13 protein-coding genes are annotated in these 15,033 nt (G+C 42.0%); 6 read left to right on the top strand and 7 right to left on the bottom strand.

Annotation, left to right across the window (positions count from 1 at the left end):
• Positions 1-65: 65 nt before the first annotated feature.
• A complete protein-coding gene (gene erpA / locus Q0788_RS11945) occupies positions 66-446 on the bottom strand; it encodes an iron-sulfur cluster insertion protein ErpA (RefSeq protein ID WP_057757666.1) in 381 nt (126 codons plus the stop codon).
• A 660-nt stretch (positions 447-1,106) separates the two neighbouring features.
• Between erpA and Q0788_RS11940 the strand changes: the two genes are divergently transcribed.
• Entirely contained in the window at positions 1,107-3,128 is a 2,022-nt protein-coding gene (locus tag Q0788_RS11940; protein WP_298810981.1) for an ABC-F family ATP-binding cassette domain-containing protein, read from the top strand.
• Positions 3,129-3,196: 68 nt separating this feature from the next.
• Here the strand turns inward: Q0788_RS11940 and Q0788_RS11935 are convergent, their stop codons facing one another.
• Positions 3,197-3,559 (bottom strand): septal ring lytic transglycosylase RlpA family protein, encoded by a 363-nt coding sequence (locus Q0788_RS11935; protein ID WP_057757673.1) that lies wholly within the window; start codon positions 3,557-3,559, stop codon positions 3,197-3,199.
• 684 nt (positions 3,560-4,243) lie between these two features.
• Here Q0788_RS11935 and Q0788_RS11930 point away from each other — a divergent pair.
• Both Q0788_RS11930 and Q0788_RS11925 read left to right on the top strand, forming a co-directional pair.
• Positions 4,244-5,269 carry a DnaJ C-terminal domain-containing protein gene (locus Q0788_RS11930; protein WP_298810979.1) on the top strand — a complete coding sequence of 342 codons (1,026 nt, stop codon included), beginning with the start codon at positions 4,244-4,246 and terminating at the stop codon, positions 5,267-5,269.
• Between the two features lie 100 nt (positions 5,270-5,369).
• Entirely contained in the window at positions 5,370-5,693 is a 324-nt protein-coding gene (locus tag Q0788_RS11925) for a chaperone modulator CbpM (protein ID WP_102083164.1), read from the top strand.
• Positions 5,694-5,774: 81 nt separating this feature from the next.
• On the opposite strand, the gene sstT is transcribed toward Q0788_RS11925, so the two are convergent.
• The 4 genes from sstT to Q0788_RS11905 form a co-directional block, all read right to left on the bottom strand.
• The gene (sstT, locus tag Q0788_RS11920; RefSeq protein WP_057757687.1) at positions 5,775-6,977 is read right to left on the bottom strand and encodes a serine/threonine transporter SstT; all 1,203 of its coding nucleotides are present in this window, start codon (positions 6,975-6,977) and stop codon (positions 5,775-5,777) included.
• Positions 6,978-7,260: 283 nt separating this feature from the next.
• Complete coding sequence (locus Q0788_RS11915; protein WP_298810975.1) at positions 7,261-7,752, bottom strand: DNA polymerase III subunit chi; 492 nt, start codon at positions 7,750-7,752, stop codon at positions 7,261-7,263.
• A 7-nt stretch (positions 7,753-7,759) separates the two neighbouring features.
• Positions 7,760-9,415, bottom strand: a complete 1,656-nt coding sequence (locus Q0788_RS11910) for a leucyl aminopeptidase (protein WP_298810973.1) — start codon at positions 9,413-9,415, stop codon at positions 7,760-7,762.
• Between the two features lie 225 nt (positions 9,416-9,640).
• A complete protein-coding gene (locus Q0788_RS11905) occupies positions 9,641-10,258 on the bottom strand; it encodes a cysteine hydrolase family protein (RefSeq protein WP_298810971.1) in 618 nt (205 codons plus the stop codon).
• 493 nt (positions 10,259-10,751) lie between these two features.
• Here Q0788_RS11905 and lptF point away from each other — a divergent pair, with 493 nt between their 5' ends.
• Entirely contained in the window at positions 10,752-12,062 is a 1,311-nt protein-coding gene (gene lptF / locus Q0788_RS11900) for an LPS export ABC transporter permease LptF (protein ID WP_298811135.1), read from the top strand.
• The gene (lptG, locus tag Q0788_RS11895) at positions 12,062-13,270 is read left to right on the top strand and encodes an LPS export ABC transporter permease LptG (RefSeq protein ID WP_298810969.1); all 1,209 of its coding nucleotides are present in this window, start codon (positions 12,062-12,064) and stop codon (positions 13,268-13,270) included. The genes lptF and lptG overlap by 1 nt, the downstream gene beginning before the upstream one ends.
• Positions 13,271-13,390: 120 nt before the next feature.
• On the opposite strand, the gene Q0788_RS11890 is transcribed toward lptG, so the two are convergent.
• The gene (locus tag Q0788_RS11890) at positions 13,391-13,999 is read right to left on the bottom strand and encodes a methyltransferase (protein ID WP_101204678.1); all 609 of its coding nucleotides are present in this window, start codon (positions 13,997-13,999) and stop codon (positions 13,391-13,393) included.
• 204 nt (positions 14,000-14,203) lie between these two features.
• Here Q0788_RS11890 and Q0788_RS11885 point away from each other — a divergent pair, with 204 nt between their 5' ends.
• Positions 14,204-14,977 (top strand): restriction endonuclease, encoded by a 774-nt coding sequence (locus Q0788_RS11885; protein WP_298810967.1) that lies wholly within the window; start codon positions 14,204-14,206, stop codon positions 14,975-14,977.
• Positions 14,978-15,033: the final 56 nt, after the last annotated feature.

Genomic DNA, 15,033 nt, shown 5'->3' with positions numbered 1-15,033 from the left:
TTGACATAGTATTGGCACACTACCGCATTATCTTAATAACCATAGCGCGACCGCGTCTATTTAGCTTATATAGAGAATGACGAACCGCAGCCGCAAGTGGTCGTGGCATTTGGATTGGTCACCACAAAACGTGCCCCTTCCAGTCCTTCGGTGTAGTCAACGGTAGAGCCTTGCAAGTATTGATAGCTTAGCGAATCGACGACTAACGTCACATCACCATTATCAAAATTGGCATCGTCTTCGTTTAGATCATTGGCAAAGTTAAACCCGTAAGAGAAACCAGAACAACCGCCACCCGTCACATAGACACGTAGCATAAGATCGCTATCGCCTTCTTCTTCGCGTAGACGGCGTACTTTTTGCGCCGCACTATCAGTTAGGCTTAATACGGTTGGGTCTACTGGCTGGCTTGAGCTTGGGCTAAATTGGTTGGCTGATTCGTTCATATCTACCTCAGTTGCTAGGATCAAATGCGGTCGTCGTCCTGTTTGGGTTTGCAATAGGGTACTTGCAAATAAAGATACGCACGGCGTTTGATTTAATTGGGTGCTGTCATTATGGCAAGGCTATTGGTGCATTATAAGCTGTTTGTACAATTTCAAAATAGTATTTGTGCCACCACAACGTTTTATTGGCTCTATTGATAGTGGGCACTTATCTTTTAGCAGTATATCATAATGGGGGTGCGGATTCGTTTGTCAAGAGTGATGCAACTATTGAATTTTACTAATAAATAGCAGTGATCTAATTTTGATATTAAGTTTTTTAAAATAATTGCGTCAATGGGCTAAACCAATAATCAAACTAAAATTAATAGCGTGTGACTATATAAAACCCTACTTAATAATATTAGGCAGTCTTAAAGCTTATTAGTCATATTACGGTATTTTACGGCCATAACCTTTATAATAGTAACAACCATGTATGAGCTCAAGAGTCGCTTGTGCAACTTAAGGTGTTTAGCGTAATAAATACTTAGTTTTGAAATAGTTATTTAATTGTTTGCCTATGGGGCAAGCGTTTGAAATAATAGCCGCCAGTTGGCATACCCTATGTGTGTTTCTTATTGCCCTATATCTATATTATTGTTGAGATGAAGAAATTATATGATCGAATTTAAAGACGTTGGTGTTCGCCGTGATGGTCGTGAATTGTTTGCAGGTGCAAGCTTTCAGCTCCATCCAGGTCACAAAGTTGGACTGACGGGCAACAACGGCACAGGCAAATCTACCTTATTTGCGCTACTACTGACGCAGATGGGTACAGGCGATACAGAGGTGACCCTTGATAAAGGTGAAGTCAGTATTCCTGATAGCTGGCATGTGGCACACATGGCACAGGAAGTTGGTGCTACGACGCAGTCTGCAATCGATTATGTATTGAGCGGTGATGAGCAGTGGTATGAGATTAATGCTGCGCTAAATGATTTGAGCAGCGTGAGTGATGAGCAAATTGGTGTGCTACACCAGCAGTTCGATGAAATCGACGGATATCGTACGCCGACCAAAGCAGCACAAATTATGGCAGGTCTTGGTTTTAAGACTAGCCAGCATGAACTGCCAGTAGAAGGGTTTTCTGGTGGTTGGCGTATGCGCTTAAACCTCGCCAAAACCTTGATGAGCCGTGCTGATCTAATGTTACTCGATGAGCCAACCAACCATTTGGACTTGGACGCTATCTTGTGGCTTGAGACATGGATCAATGCCTATATGGGTCTGGTCATCGTCATCTCGCATGACCAAGCGTTTTTGGACGCGACAGTCGGCCATATCCTGCATGTAGAGCAACAAAAAATCACTCTATATACTGGTAATTATCAGCAGTTTATTCGTACCCGTCACGAGCGTATGGCGCAGCAGCAGCAAGCGTTTGAAAAGCAAGAAGCGACAAAGGCTCATTTGGATGACTTTATTCGCCGTTTCCGTGCTAAAGCCAGTAAAGCCAAGCAAGCACAGAGCCGTATTAAACAGCTAGAACGTATGGCAGAGCTGTCACCAATGATGGCTGATAACCCTTTCTCGTTCCAGTTTTACGAGCCAGCAAACATGAGCTCACCGCTAATTGAGCTAACCAACGCAGATATCGGCTATAGCGAGACACCGCTTCTACATAATGCCAATGTACAGGTAACGCCTGATACCCGTCTCGGCTTACTGGGTATGAACGGCGCTGGTAAATCAACGTTGATTAAAGCATTAGTCGGTGAGCTTGGCGTACTAACAGGGAAATATCGTGTTTCGGATACCCTAAAGCTAGGCTATTTCAATCAGCATCAAATGGATATCCTAGATGCCAAAGCAACGCCTATAGAGATGCTACGTCGCCTAGCAGGTAAAACCTCTGATGCGATGCTACGCTCGTTTTTGGGTAGCTTTGACTTCCGCGGTGAGCGCATTGATACACCAAGTGAGCTATTCTCTGGTGGTGAGCGTGCGCGTTTGACTTTAGCATTGATCGTTTGGCAACGTCCAAATGTCCTTGTACTCGATGAGCCAACCAACCATTTAGACTTACAAATGCGTCAAGCATTGACGATTGCATTACAAGGTTTCAAAGGTGCAGTGGTACTGGTCTCGCATGATCGAGAATTGATTGCTAATGTCTGTGATGAGCTGTATCTGGTACACGATGGCATCATCGAAGAGTTCGATGGCGACATTGGTGACTATGGTAAATGGTTAGCAGAAAAGCGTAAGCAAGAGAACGCATCAGATAAAAATACTGGTAAGAAAAAAAGCAAAAAAGAGAGTAAGAAGTTTGTTTCACGTGAAACAGATAATAGCCAAGTAAACAACAAGTCATCTGATAACTCATCGAAGAGTAAAGCTGCGACGCCTGCACTTAGTAAAGAAGAGCAGCGTAAGCTAGCCGCTGAACAACGTAAAATGACAGCACCTATCCGCCGCGAGATAGAAGAAATAGAAAAGACACTGGCTAAGATTGATAAGCAGCTTGTAACGCTTGAAGAAAAACTGGCTGATACAGAGCTGTACGAAGAGAGCCGTAAGTCTGACTTGCTTGTATTACTCAATGAGCAAACAGCGCTACAGCAGCAACATAGTGATAATGAAGAAAAGTTACTACTATCAATGACGACTTTAGAAGAGATGGAAGCTAAGTTCGTATAAAGCGTTCTAGATAGTTATATAAGCAGATATAAAAAAGGGATGGCATAAGCCATCCCTTTTTTATTACATTATTCCTTACGATATTTGCCATCACCGTACGACAGTATTTCCATCGTGGTCGTACAAAGCTGACAGTTTATTTCACCAGCAGCGGCTTTTGATAAATCAAGGATACGACCTCTAATAAAAGGTCCTCTGTCCGTAATTTTTACAACAACGCTCTGCTTTGTCTTTTGATTGGTTACTTGTACCTTCGTGCCGAACGGTAACGTGCGATGTGCAGCGGTTAAAGAGTTCATGTTGAAAATACTGCCACTCGCTGTGCGCTTGCCATGAAACTTACTACCGTAATAACTGGTATTGGCAGCGAAAACTGTGGTGCTAAGTAGTAGCGATAAAGTGACAACCAAAGACTTGATTAAATAAGACATTTAATACCTTTAAGCAATTAATAAAATAGACAGATGCTCTTGCCTACGTTATCTATACTCCCTATGAGTATGAATAATAGGGGATTCTACAAGAGCTAGCTTGTCATATTATTACTGCCGTGTAAAAAACTCATGAGGTCAAATAGCTGTTTTTTAAGGAAAAAAAGCTATTTTTTAGCAAAAATAATGATGACGTAGGTACTAAAAATAGACTTATAAAGAGTGATTCTCATAAATAAGCCGACAAAATACTGGAAAGCCAATAACGCAATATAAATAGGTAATATATAAAGACCAAATCTATCGATATAGCATAATTATCGTTATGAAAGCTTAAATAGAAATAGATAATATAATGTAAAAAAACCTTTCTATATTCTTACTACTATGTAAATAGAAAATCTTTGGTATTCTTGTGGTTCCAATATAGAGCTGATAATACTAAATTTTTAAAAAATCTAACTCAAGGTAAAAGTGTTCGCTTACCTGTATTACAGAATATTGTAGATATCGCTTGGCATCACTACTGGTAATATTTATATAACGGTGTTTGTTGTAATTATTGTTATTATGATAAGTAGGCTACAAAAATTGCTATAGCAAAATTTAGTAGCCATTTATACCGTATCGTTTGAAGTTGGCAGACTGATACCACTAATATGTTTTTATTTTGGGGAAAATAACATGGCAGAGAAAAACTACTATGACATTTTAGGGGTCAAAAAAGACGCCTCAGACGCTGATATCAAAAAAAAATACCGTAAGCTCGTTCGTCAATACCATCCCGATGTCAGTGGTCATCCAGATGCTGATAATAAAATTGCAGAAATAAACAACGCTTACGAAACGATCAGAGATAAAGACAAGCGTGCTGAATATGACGCTATGCTCAATAATCCGTTCGCGGGTCAAAGTAGATCAAGTGGGTTTGGTGGCAGTGGGCAAACTGGTGCAGGTCAAGGTGGTTTTCGCTGGGAAGATATCAAAGATCAGTTTGGTGACGGTGAGGCCTTTGGTGATGGTGGTTTCCGCTTCGATGACATTTTTTCAGCATTTGGTCGCGGCGCACGTGGGTCAACTGGTGGACAAACGGGTGGTCGCTCTCAAAGCAGCGGCTTCGATCAATTTGGTGGTGGCTTTGGGACGCAAGACAGCAAAGGTCAAGATCAGCATGCCGAGATTACCGTTGATTTGTCTTCAGTATATAGTGGCGACGACTACAGCATTAAGCTAAACGTCCCTGTTCGTCAGCCCAATGGTAATGTCGACTACGATAATAAGACTCTTAAGATCAAAATTCCTAAAGGTATTACTGACGGTAAGCAAATTCGTTTGGCAGGGCAAGGTGCTGCTGGTAGCAGTAATGGCAAAAATGGCGATTTGTTTTTGAAGGTTAAAATTCGTCATGATGCCAATATTCGTATAGAAGGCGCAGATGTTTATCAAACTGTGAATATTGCACCGTGGGAAGCGGCATTGGGTGAAAAAATCAATGTCAGTACGCCAGCGGGTACGCTTGGTGTGACCATTCCTAAGAACAGTAAGTCCGGTAGCAATCTACGTCTCAAAGGAAAAGGTATCCCTGCCAAGCAAGCAGGCGACTTGTATTTAACTTTAAATATTGTCAATCCTGATGTCAGTAACGATGCGTCGATACAGGCTTATGAGCAGCTAAAACGAGCCTTTGCTGATACCAATATTAGTCGTTAGACAAGATTATGAACAACCATTACTTATTACTGAAGTAATAAACGAATAGCAGAGATGAATACGATACCGATGAAATAAAGAGAAAACGAGGATAATAGCTATGAACCACTCGACTGAATTTACAGACATCATCATGAGCTTAGATGAACTGGTCTCTGCCTGTGGCCAAGAGCGCCAATGGGTCATCGAATTAATCGAAGAAAATATCATTGAATATGATGTACCAGAGCATGAGAAGTTTACTGGTTATCAGCTGACGACAGTGCGCCGTGCATCGCGATTGAGTCGTGATTTTGAAGCCAGCGTACCAGCAATTGGTCTGATACTTGAGCTGTTAGATGAAGTTGAGCAACTGCGCCAACTTAAACGTCAGATAGAGCAGCAAACACCAGTCATCGAAGTCGACATAGACAATCTAAAGTAATCAAATAATTAAAATAACACATAAAAAAAGGGCCCTTTAAAGGCCCTTTTTTTATGTCTATAGAAAACACTTCAGCAAAAATTAACGTGAATACGTCGGATCCGCTGCTGCTGTAAACAATACATCAGTTGAGGAATTCAAGGCAGTTTCAGCTGAATCTTGTATCACACCGATGATAAAGCCAATCGCAACCACTTGCATCGCGATATCATTTGGAATGCTAAATAAGCTAGCAGCGAGTGGAATTAATAGCAACGAACCACCAGCAACACCAGAAGCACCGCAAGCACTAATCGTAGCAACCAGACTGAGTAGCAGCGCTGATGCAAACGTCACTTCAATACCCAACGTATGAGCAGCAGCAAGCGTTAGGACATTAATGGTAATCGCAGCACCAGCCATATTGATCGTGGCACCTAGTGGAATGGTCACCGAATAAGTGTCTTCATGCAATCCAAGTTTACGGGCAAGGTTCATATTGACTGGAATATTGGCCGCTGAACTACGTGTAAAGAAGGCAGTAATTCCTGATTCGCGTAGACATCTGAACACGAGTGGATAAGGGTTTTTGCCCGTTTTAATAAGGACGATAAGCGGATTGGCAACCAACGCAATGAATAACATGCAACTGATTAACACCATCAAGATACGTGCGTAGCCTGCCAAAGAAGCAAAGCCTGTCTCAGCAACCGTGCTAGCGACTAGGCCTAAGATACCAAATGGGGCTAAAGCAATAATCCATTTAACTACTTGTGAGATGGCATCAGCGAAATCACCGACAACATTACGAGCAGTATCACTGGCTTGGCGCAAGGCAAAACCAATGATAATTGCCCATGCCAAGATACCAATATAGTTGGCTTCAGCGATTGCATTGATCGGGTTGGCGACCAAGTTCATGAGCAAGTTCGTCAAGACTTCTTTTAGGTCAGCAGGTGGTACTTGTGCGATATCGGCGTTGATCAAGACCAGCTCAGTCGGGAATAAAAAGCTGGCACCGACTGCCGTTAGCGCTGCCAAAAAAGTGCCAAACATGTACATGATAAGCACCGGCTTTACGTAGACTTCATTACCACTGCGATGTTGACTAATGGCTGCCATAACTAGAATAAATACCAGGATGGGAGCGACTGCTTTTAGCGCACCGACAAAGAGTGTACCAAGCAACCCTATGGCGGTGCCGATACTTGGCGCTAGCCAACCAATCAATACCCCTAACACCAAACCAATAATAATAAGCGGCACCAGCCCTATACGCTGATACATCGCAATTAATGAACGCATCTGTACACCCTCAAGTCCGTTAAAAGTAAGTGAATTGTCACAACAGAAAATTTATCGAAGGATGGTAGCATTTTTTGACATATTCGCATACCGCTCATAGCAGTAGCTGTTGCGTGCAAACAGAGGGGTAGTAGAGTTATACAACTAGTATAAAAAGAATGCAGCACTTATAGGCAAGGGCTAGCTACTCAGAATACCTCATTTATAGGAGAGTAAAAGCAGTGATATATAAGGTAGGAAAGATATTTCGTCGCAAAAGGTGAGAAGGGAATAAACAGTAGAGCTACACCTTAAAGTGGGTCAGATCGTAACCTAATTGCTGGTAGGCTTTATATTTATTGCGACCTTCTTGTGTACTTGTAGTATCAGGTCGGATCAGCTCAAGGACTCGGGAGGGTTTTGAATTATTAGTAGCAGCCATAAAATCGTTGACCGGACGTGTCGTCGTATTGAGCACGATACCATTAAAATCAGCTGGCATATGATTGCCTAATAGTACAGGCGCTAATGATTTATGAGTAACAATGTTACTATCATCAGTACCTCTATCATCGGTACTTTTATTTTCATTATCAGAAAGACATTGATGCGGTATAAAACTCGTAGAATCTTGTGCCCAAAGTGCCGTATCTAGATTTGCTAGTAATGTTTCATCTTCAATTAAAATCAGCAAAGACTGAGCGCTTTTGTTAAGCGCCGTCTGAGTCAGCTGACAAATAAAGCCCAAGAAATCTTGGGCCTTACTCTGACTTAATACATAAAAACTAATTTTCATAAATGGATTAAGCCATCTCTGCGCTGTTTTTTAGATATTGCATAAACAATGGTACAGGACGACCAGTGGCTGCTTTGTCTTTACCTGAGTTCCATGCAGTACCAGCGATGTCTAAATGCGCCCATGCTTGACCTTCTTCAATGAAACGCGATAAGAAGCAGGCGGCAGTTACGGCACCAGCACCTTTACCACCGATGTTTTGCATATCAGCGATTGGTGAGTCAAGCTGAGCTTGATACTCATCATCTAAAGGCATATGCCAGATAAGATCGCCTGATAGGTTGCTGGCGTTTTCTAAATCAAACAAGACATCTTCATCATTACTAAATACGGCTGAACGAACATGGCCTAGCGCAACCACACAAGCGCCAGTCAAAGTGGCAACATCGATGATGGCTTTTGGCTGATAACGCTGCACATAGCACAAGGTATCTGCTAGTACTAAACGACCTTCGGCATCAGTGTTCAAGATTTCGACTGATTTGCCATTCATCGCTTTAACGATATCACCTGGACGCGTTGCATCGCCTGATGGCATGTTTTCAGCACAGGCTAGCGCACCAACGACGTTGATTGGTAGACGGGCTTCACATAATGCTTTAATTGTACCAAGTACTGATGCTGAACCACCCATGTCAAACTTCATCTCATCCATCGCTGCACCTGGCTTGATTGAGATACCGCCTGAGTCAAAGGTTACGCCTTTACCAACTAATACGATAGGTGCGTCGTCATTGGCCGCTTGTGCATTGTCATTGCTATTTTTACTTGCATTTTTAGCTGACTTTTTGGTTGGTAGTTTATCGGCCAATGCCTTTAGACCACCCACTTTTGCGTTGCTAGTGGTTTGCTCGGTAGTGCCTGCACTTGAACTAAATTCTGATTTACCACGGTACTCCATGAGTACCAGCTTACCTTCTTTAGTAGAGCCTTGCGCAACGGCCAAGAAGCAATGCATACCTAGCGCTGCCATCTCTTCTTCACCTAGTACCTTCACGGTTAATAGGTCAGGGTAAGTTTTTGCAAGCTCTTGAGCTTGTTCTGCCATATAAGCTGGGAAGCAAATATTGCCAGGCTCATTGGCCACATCACGAGTAAGGCTCTGACCAGCAAATACTGACTGAGCAAAGGCAAGTGCAGGCTGTAGTGACTCATCAGCTAACAGGTAAACATCAGTCAATACAGGCGTGGCTTGCTCAGATTTATATTTATCAAAGCGGTAGCTCGCTGCCAACAGATTAAGGGCAAATTGACCAAAGTGATTTTCTTCTAATGCATCACCCAAGGCGACAGTGATAGAAGACACACGCTTTTGTGTGCTGCTATAGATAGTATTGGCGATTTTTTGCAGTACGGTATTGTTAAACTTATCAGTGTTGCCTACACCGACCAACAGCAGTTGAACAGGGTTTTGCTTAGTGGTTTTTTTATCACCTGCCAGCGCATAGTCAGCAACAGTTTCACAGGTAGTGCCCTTGAAATGTGATACTTCAATCAGCTGCTCAATACGAGTGGTATATTCGGCCAGTACAGATTCAGCCAGAATGTTTTTCTTGTCATCGACCAATACAACCAGACAAGCATCGTCTTTACTTTTGGCTTCTTTTTTCAGGATTTTTTGCGTATGGGTCTTTGGTAAATGCTGAGATAATTTGATATTCATATAGTTATCCTTATTAGAGTTATGAAAATTGCAGGATTTGCATGACTGCTTATACCTGTCAGATTATTAGATTATTTGGTCTGTTGAGCAATCACAGTAGTGTAGCATATTGCGATAATCGTGCGCAGTTAGCAAGCCTTAGGTAATACCTTTGAATTATTATGCTGTGCTAACTTATGCTATGGTTTAGCGGTTACATTATCATTTTTCGATGATGCCAACATACTAGCCATTGACCAATTCATCGGTCGTTACCATCGCGGCAAATCTGTCTTGTAGTGCGGCCATGGCAGTATCATGCATGATTTCAGCGCTTATCGGCTCTCTAGTAGCGCTAGGTAGGTCGCGAGTGGCACAGGCATCGTGACAGACGAAACTATCAAAACCTAAATCAAATGCGGCGCGGACGCTTGAGCTGACGCACATATGACTCATAAAACCCGCAAAAATAATCTGCTTTTTTTCTGCTGCTGAGATTAATGATTGTAATTGCGTATCATAAAAGGCATTCGGATGCTTTTTGGCAATCACTGTTTCGCCATCCTGCGGCTGCAACTGTTCGACGATCTCAACGTTAGCTGATAAAGGATCAAAGACATTACCATTCTCGGCACCATGATGGGTAATGTGGAAAATAGGTATATCTTGCTGACGCGCTTTATCGAGTACTAGGCGTGCATTGGCGATGGCTTTTGCCCCAGCGTCCCCTAATGGCATAGCGCCATCGACATATTCATTTTGATAGTCGATAAGAACGAGTGCACAATTTGACCAGTCAAGCGCATCAAAAGTGCCGCCAGCGAGCTCAAGTAGGGTAGAGGGTGTAGAGGTCGTTTTATTCATTAGTATTATTCTCCGTCTGACAATATAAGTATATTTTTCTATCAGTCAGTCTAGCAACTAATAACAGAGATAAATGTTTGATGATACGAATGACAAACAAACCTTTCTAAAATAAATAAAGCAAAAACTTAGCGCTATAAATACTATCAATTCGATGTACTTTAAGGTTTTATCAATTATTTATCCAATATTTGCTATATTTATGTCTTGCTGTCAATAATGCGCTCTCAGCAAGGTGTAGGTAATGTTTTCAAACACATTTCACAGCCATTTTTGAGCAAAACATGCTAGCATTAGCGGTTATATTTGTCGCTTGTGTTTATTGAGTATGACTAACCAGTTGCTTAGTAACGTTTACCGTTATTTGAGTATGTAAATTATTCATATCATGCTGGTGATATGTCGTCGTACGTCCTAGATGTTTAATAAGCTCATCATCAATCGCGCACATACCAACCGTTTAAGAGTACCCATTGTGATATTACGCCGCTACATGACACAACAAGTTGCCTCGACCACTGCCTTAGTGTTGGGGTTTTTGGTAGTGATGATGCTCGGCGGTCGTCTGATACGCTATTTTGGCATCGCTGCTGAAGGTCGTTTGGACGTCAGCCTACTGTTTACGATCATTGGGTATAACCTGCCGTACTTTTTAGAGCTGATATTACCGTTAGCATTCTTTATCGCTTTGATGCTGGTATTTGGCCGCTTATATGTCGATCAAGAAATGGCAGTGATTAATGCTAGTGGCGTATCTCGAGGTAAGCTTGCTCGATTGATGACACCATTAATATTGGCATTGTTCGTTGGTGAAGCGGCGCTATCTGTCGTTGGTAAGCCTTGGGGTGTCCGTTCGTCTGAGGCTGTTTGGCAGCAGCAAGCATTGACCAGTGCATTTGATTTGATTCGTCCGAACGAGTTTATCAGTAGCGGTAATTATCATTTATACGTGGGTAGTCTCAGCGATGATAAGAAAAAGTTGCAAGATGTCATATTAATCCAATCTGAACCTGCGAAAAAAGGTAGTGCTGCTGAAAGTGTCGATGCTAATGCCACTGATATGAATAACACGATTGACAGTGCAACAGCCGAACAGATTGGCATCTCTGATATCCCAAAAGATATTATAAATAGTGGTGCAAAAGACATTAGCAAAGACACTATCACGCTGGCTAAGCGTGCTGAGCAAGTGGATGCCGGCAATAGCGGCGTGACCCAGTTGGATCTGTTTCAAGGACGTCGTTACGAAGTCGGCGCAGGCAGTCTGAAATATAATCAAGTCGCTTTTGATCGTTATCGCATTACCTTGACTGAGTCTTCACAGGAAGTTATCACCGAAGACAATATTGAAACGCAAAAGATTGGACCATTGTGGCAAGCCGCTACGAGTAGCTCACCATCAGGCACTAACAGTGCAATGCGTGCTGCACAAGGTGAGCTTGGCTATCGTCTGGCGCTACCATGGCTGATGATTATCGCGCCTATGTTGGCTGTGCCACTGGCGCAAGTGCGTCCGCGTCAAGGACGTTGGTTGCGCTTGTTTCCTTCTATCTTATTATTTGTCAGCTGTGCATTAGGTATCATCTCGCTCAAAAACGCAGTGAGCAAAGACAGCATCAGCGTATGGGCGTATGCATGGCTTATTTTAGGATTTATGGCATTGGCGCTTTATATGAATTGGGGTAGCCGTGTGCAACATCGACTGCGCTTTCGCAAACAAGAAAATAGACTAGCCGCTGCCACAACTAGTTCAGTTAGCGACATAGACAATCAGAACAACAGCTCACAAGGAGGGCAGTCTTAATGCCCTCTTTATTTGCTAAATCAGCTGAGTCTGATCAATTGGCTAAAAAACCTGCCAATCTAAAAGTCCTCAGTCGCTATGTCAAACTCAACGCTCTATTGGCTATTATTGCTGCCGTTATTGGTTTGTGGGCATTACAGCTGATTTTTTCTTACTTATCAGAGCTTGATTCGTTAGATGATAACTACACCATGGGCGAGGCGCTCAAATATATCTTTTATCGTTCGCCTTACTTTTTAGAGCAATTTATTCCAACGGGTGCGTTACTTGGTGCCGTCATAGGATTGGGCTTGCTGGCCAATAAAAGCGAGCTGGTCGTCATGCGCGCGGCTGGGGTCAGTATTTATCGTATCGTCGGCTGGGTATTACAGCCCGCTTTGATATTTGTACTGTTGGCATTAGCTATCAATCAGTTCGTCCTACCGTCTTCTAACCAGTTGGCAAAACAGATTAATGATGAAGACAGTACCTCACTGGTCACATCAGTACGCGGCTACTGGACGATACAGCCGCGATTCGAAACCGCAGAAGATGGCAGTGCTACACCTGATGGTAGCGACGTTTTATATATTGATTATGCTGATGTCGCGGGCAATATTGGCGAGGTGAAACGCTGGCATTTGGATAATAATGGTAATTTACAAACTGCTGTCCATGCGGAAGGTGGGAAATATACTGGCCGTGAACCAATTGATGTAAATAGTGAAAAGCCAAGCGAGCAGTATCGTTACGAGTGGCAGTTAAACGATATGGTTAAGCTCTCTATCAATCAAGGTTTTGAGAGTAGCCAAGCTATTTCACCATCAGATACATTAAGCTTACCCTTTGCCCCAGAGTCTGTGTATCTGCTAACGCGTAAGGCAGAAGATTTATCATTGACGCAGCTGTATGAGCATCGCACATTTATGCGTCAACAGGGCAATCGTTCTTTAGATCATGAAGTCGCATTTTGGCAAAAGCTACTATCGCCATTATCGATATTGTCGCTGGTGATTGTCGCTTGCTCGTTTGTCTTTGGCTCGCTACGGACGCACAGCTTAGGCTTGCGTATCGTTGTGGCGTTGTTGTTTGGTCTACTATTTAGCTATATTCAAGATTTGGTCGGCTTTGTATCGCTGGCGACAGGCTTTTCACCAATGCTCATGGTGCTATTACCGATTATTGGCAGCGCGCTATTGGGTGGATATTTGATAAAACGCCAGATGTAAAAAGACAATTGGTCATACAAAATAAAAAGCACGCTAAATCTAATTTAGCGTGCTTTTTTATGTCGATTTCAATTTAAGCTTCAGTTTAAATGGCCGAAACTCAATCAGGCAAAGCTAAAACTAGTCTTTGGTCGCCATCGTAATCGTATAGGTTTTACCTTGCTTAATTTTATCGCTATTGCCAAACACTTCGGTAAATGAGCGCTTAACAAATTGGCGCAGACCGTTGATGGTGACGACATAAAAACGACCACCTTTACGCATGCGTGCATAGGCATCGAGGAAGTATAAATAATGCTGCTCTTTACCGACTTTGGCGGGCAAGTTTGACATCACAAGGCTAAAGTCTTTGTCTTTTGCCACATGATTAAAGCCATTTGATAAATGTACATCGACATTGTTTAGACCATTTTTCTCACAGTTACGGCGTGCGTATTCTACCGCCATAAAGTCTTTATCAATCAGCGTATGCTGACCATTCGGACATTCACGCGCTGCCGTCATACCAAGTACACCATAACCACAGCCCAAGTCGATCGAGTCATCATCTTGCTCAAAATCTACATAATCAAGCAGCATCAAGCTACCGTCATCGAGCTTTTGCGGTGAAAAAATGCCCCAAGTAGTCGCAAAATCAAACGGCTTACCCAGCACTTCTTGGCGAAAATTGATATCTTCGCGCCAGTGTTCGGCGTTTTTTAATAGGTCAGCAGGTGGTCTATGGCTCATGGGATTCTCGGATAATAGATAGGAAAAAGGTAGTGCGCAGCCCAGTTAGGCAGCATGTATATCATGACGCACTTTAATAAGGGTATTGTAACGAGAAAAGGATGGGTTTGCAGCTATCTATTAATTCAAAGATAAAAAACCTAGTCTACCTGCTAATTTTGTAGTGTAAGATTGGTTTATAAAAATATAGCCTATGAGATCATCATGAATACAACGGAGAAGGGCGATAAGTTTGAGGACAAAGTGCTGACACTTCTTGTGAAAGAAATAGAAGATTTCAATACGTTTATAAATCCTAAAAACCATATAAAAGTTTTTAAGAAGAAAAAGTACTACTCAAGATTTCGAAAGGGTGATATTGAGTTCGATATCGCTATTGAGGTATATCAAGATGAAAAAATTCCAAACTATTCATCTTTAATACTGATTGAGTGTAAGGATTATAAAGGGCCAGTTGGTGTTGACCAAGTTAGTAAGTTTTTACAAGATGTAAGAGACTTAAGCGAAGATAATTTTAGCTATAGCTTAAAGCCTATAATGGCAGTCAGTTCTACCTTAGCGAAATCAGCATTCAATGTAGCTTTAGAAAGAGGTGTGGGACTGATTAAAATAAATGAAAGTGATGAATTAAAGTGGGTTCTAAATAGAAGTTTTGAAAAACATGGAGTTAACCAATCTTTAAGCTCAGAAAGTATCTTCGTAGAAGGTCATGAACCCAAATATTATGGCTCATATTGGTTATTTTATGCTAATAATAAATGGTTCAGTAGCATCAAAGACTATATAAAACACATTACTGGTCATAAAAGTAAAGGCCTCAAATCGCAAGTAAAATATTTTGCTAAAGATACCTTAGATGATATTGCTGGGAGTATACTTACAGAGGCAAAGTATTTAGAGGGTGCTGTTTCCTTATCTGATTTACTGTCTCACAAAGTATTAGATAGTGTAAAGTTATATATAGTCAGTCCAAAATAGAAAAGGTACAATGCTTTTAAACCAAGCAAAGAGAAATATAAAAGATGACCTACTCA

Origin of the sequence: uncultured Psychrobacter sp. (genome assembly GCF_947500265.1) — a bacterium.
Lineage (GTDB): Bacteria > Pseudomonadota > Gammaproteobacteria > Pseudomonadales > Moraxellaceae > Psychrobacter.
This window is presented reverse-complemented; position numbering and strand designations above follow the sequence as displayed.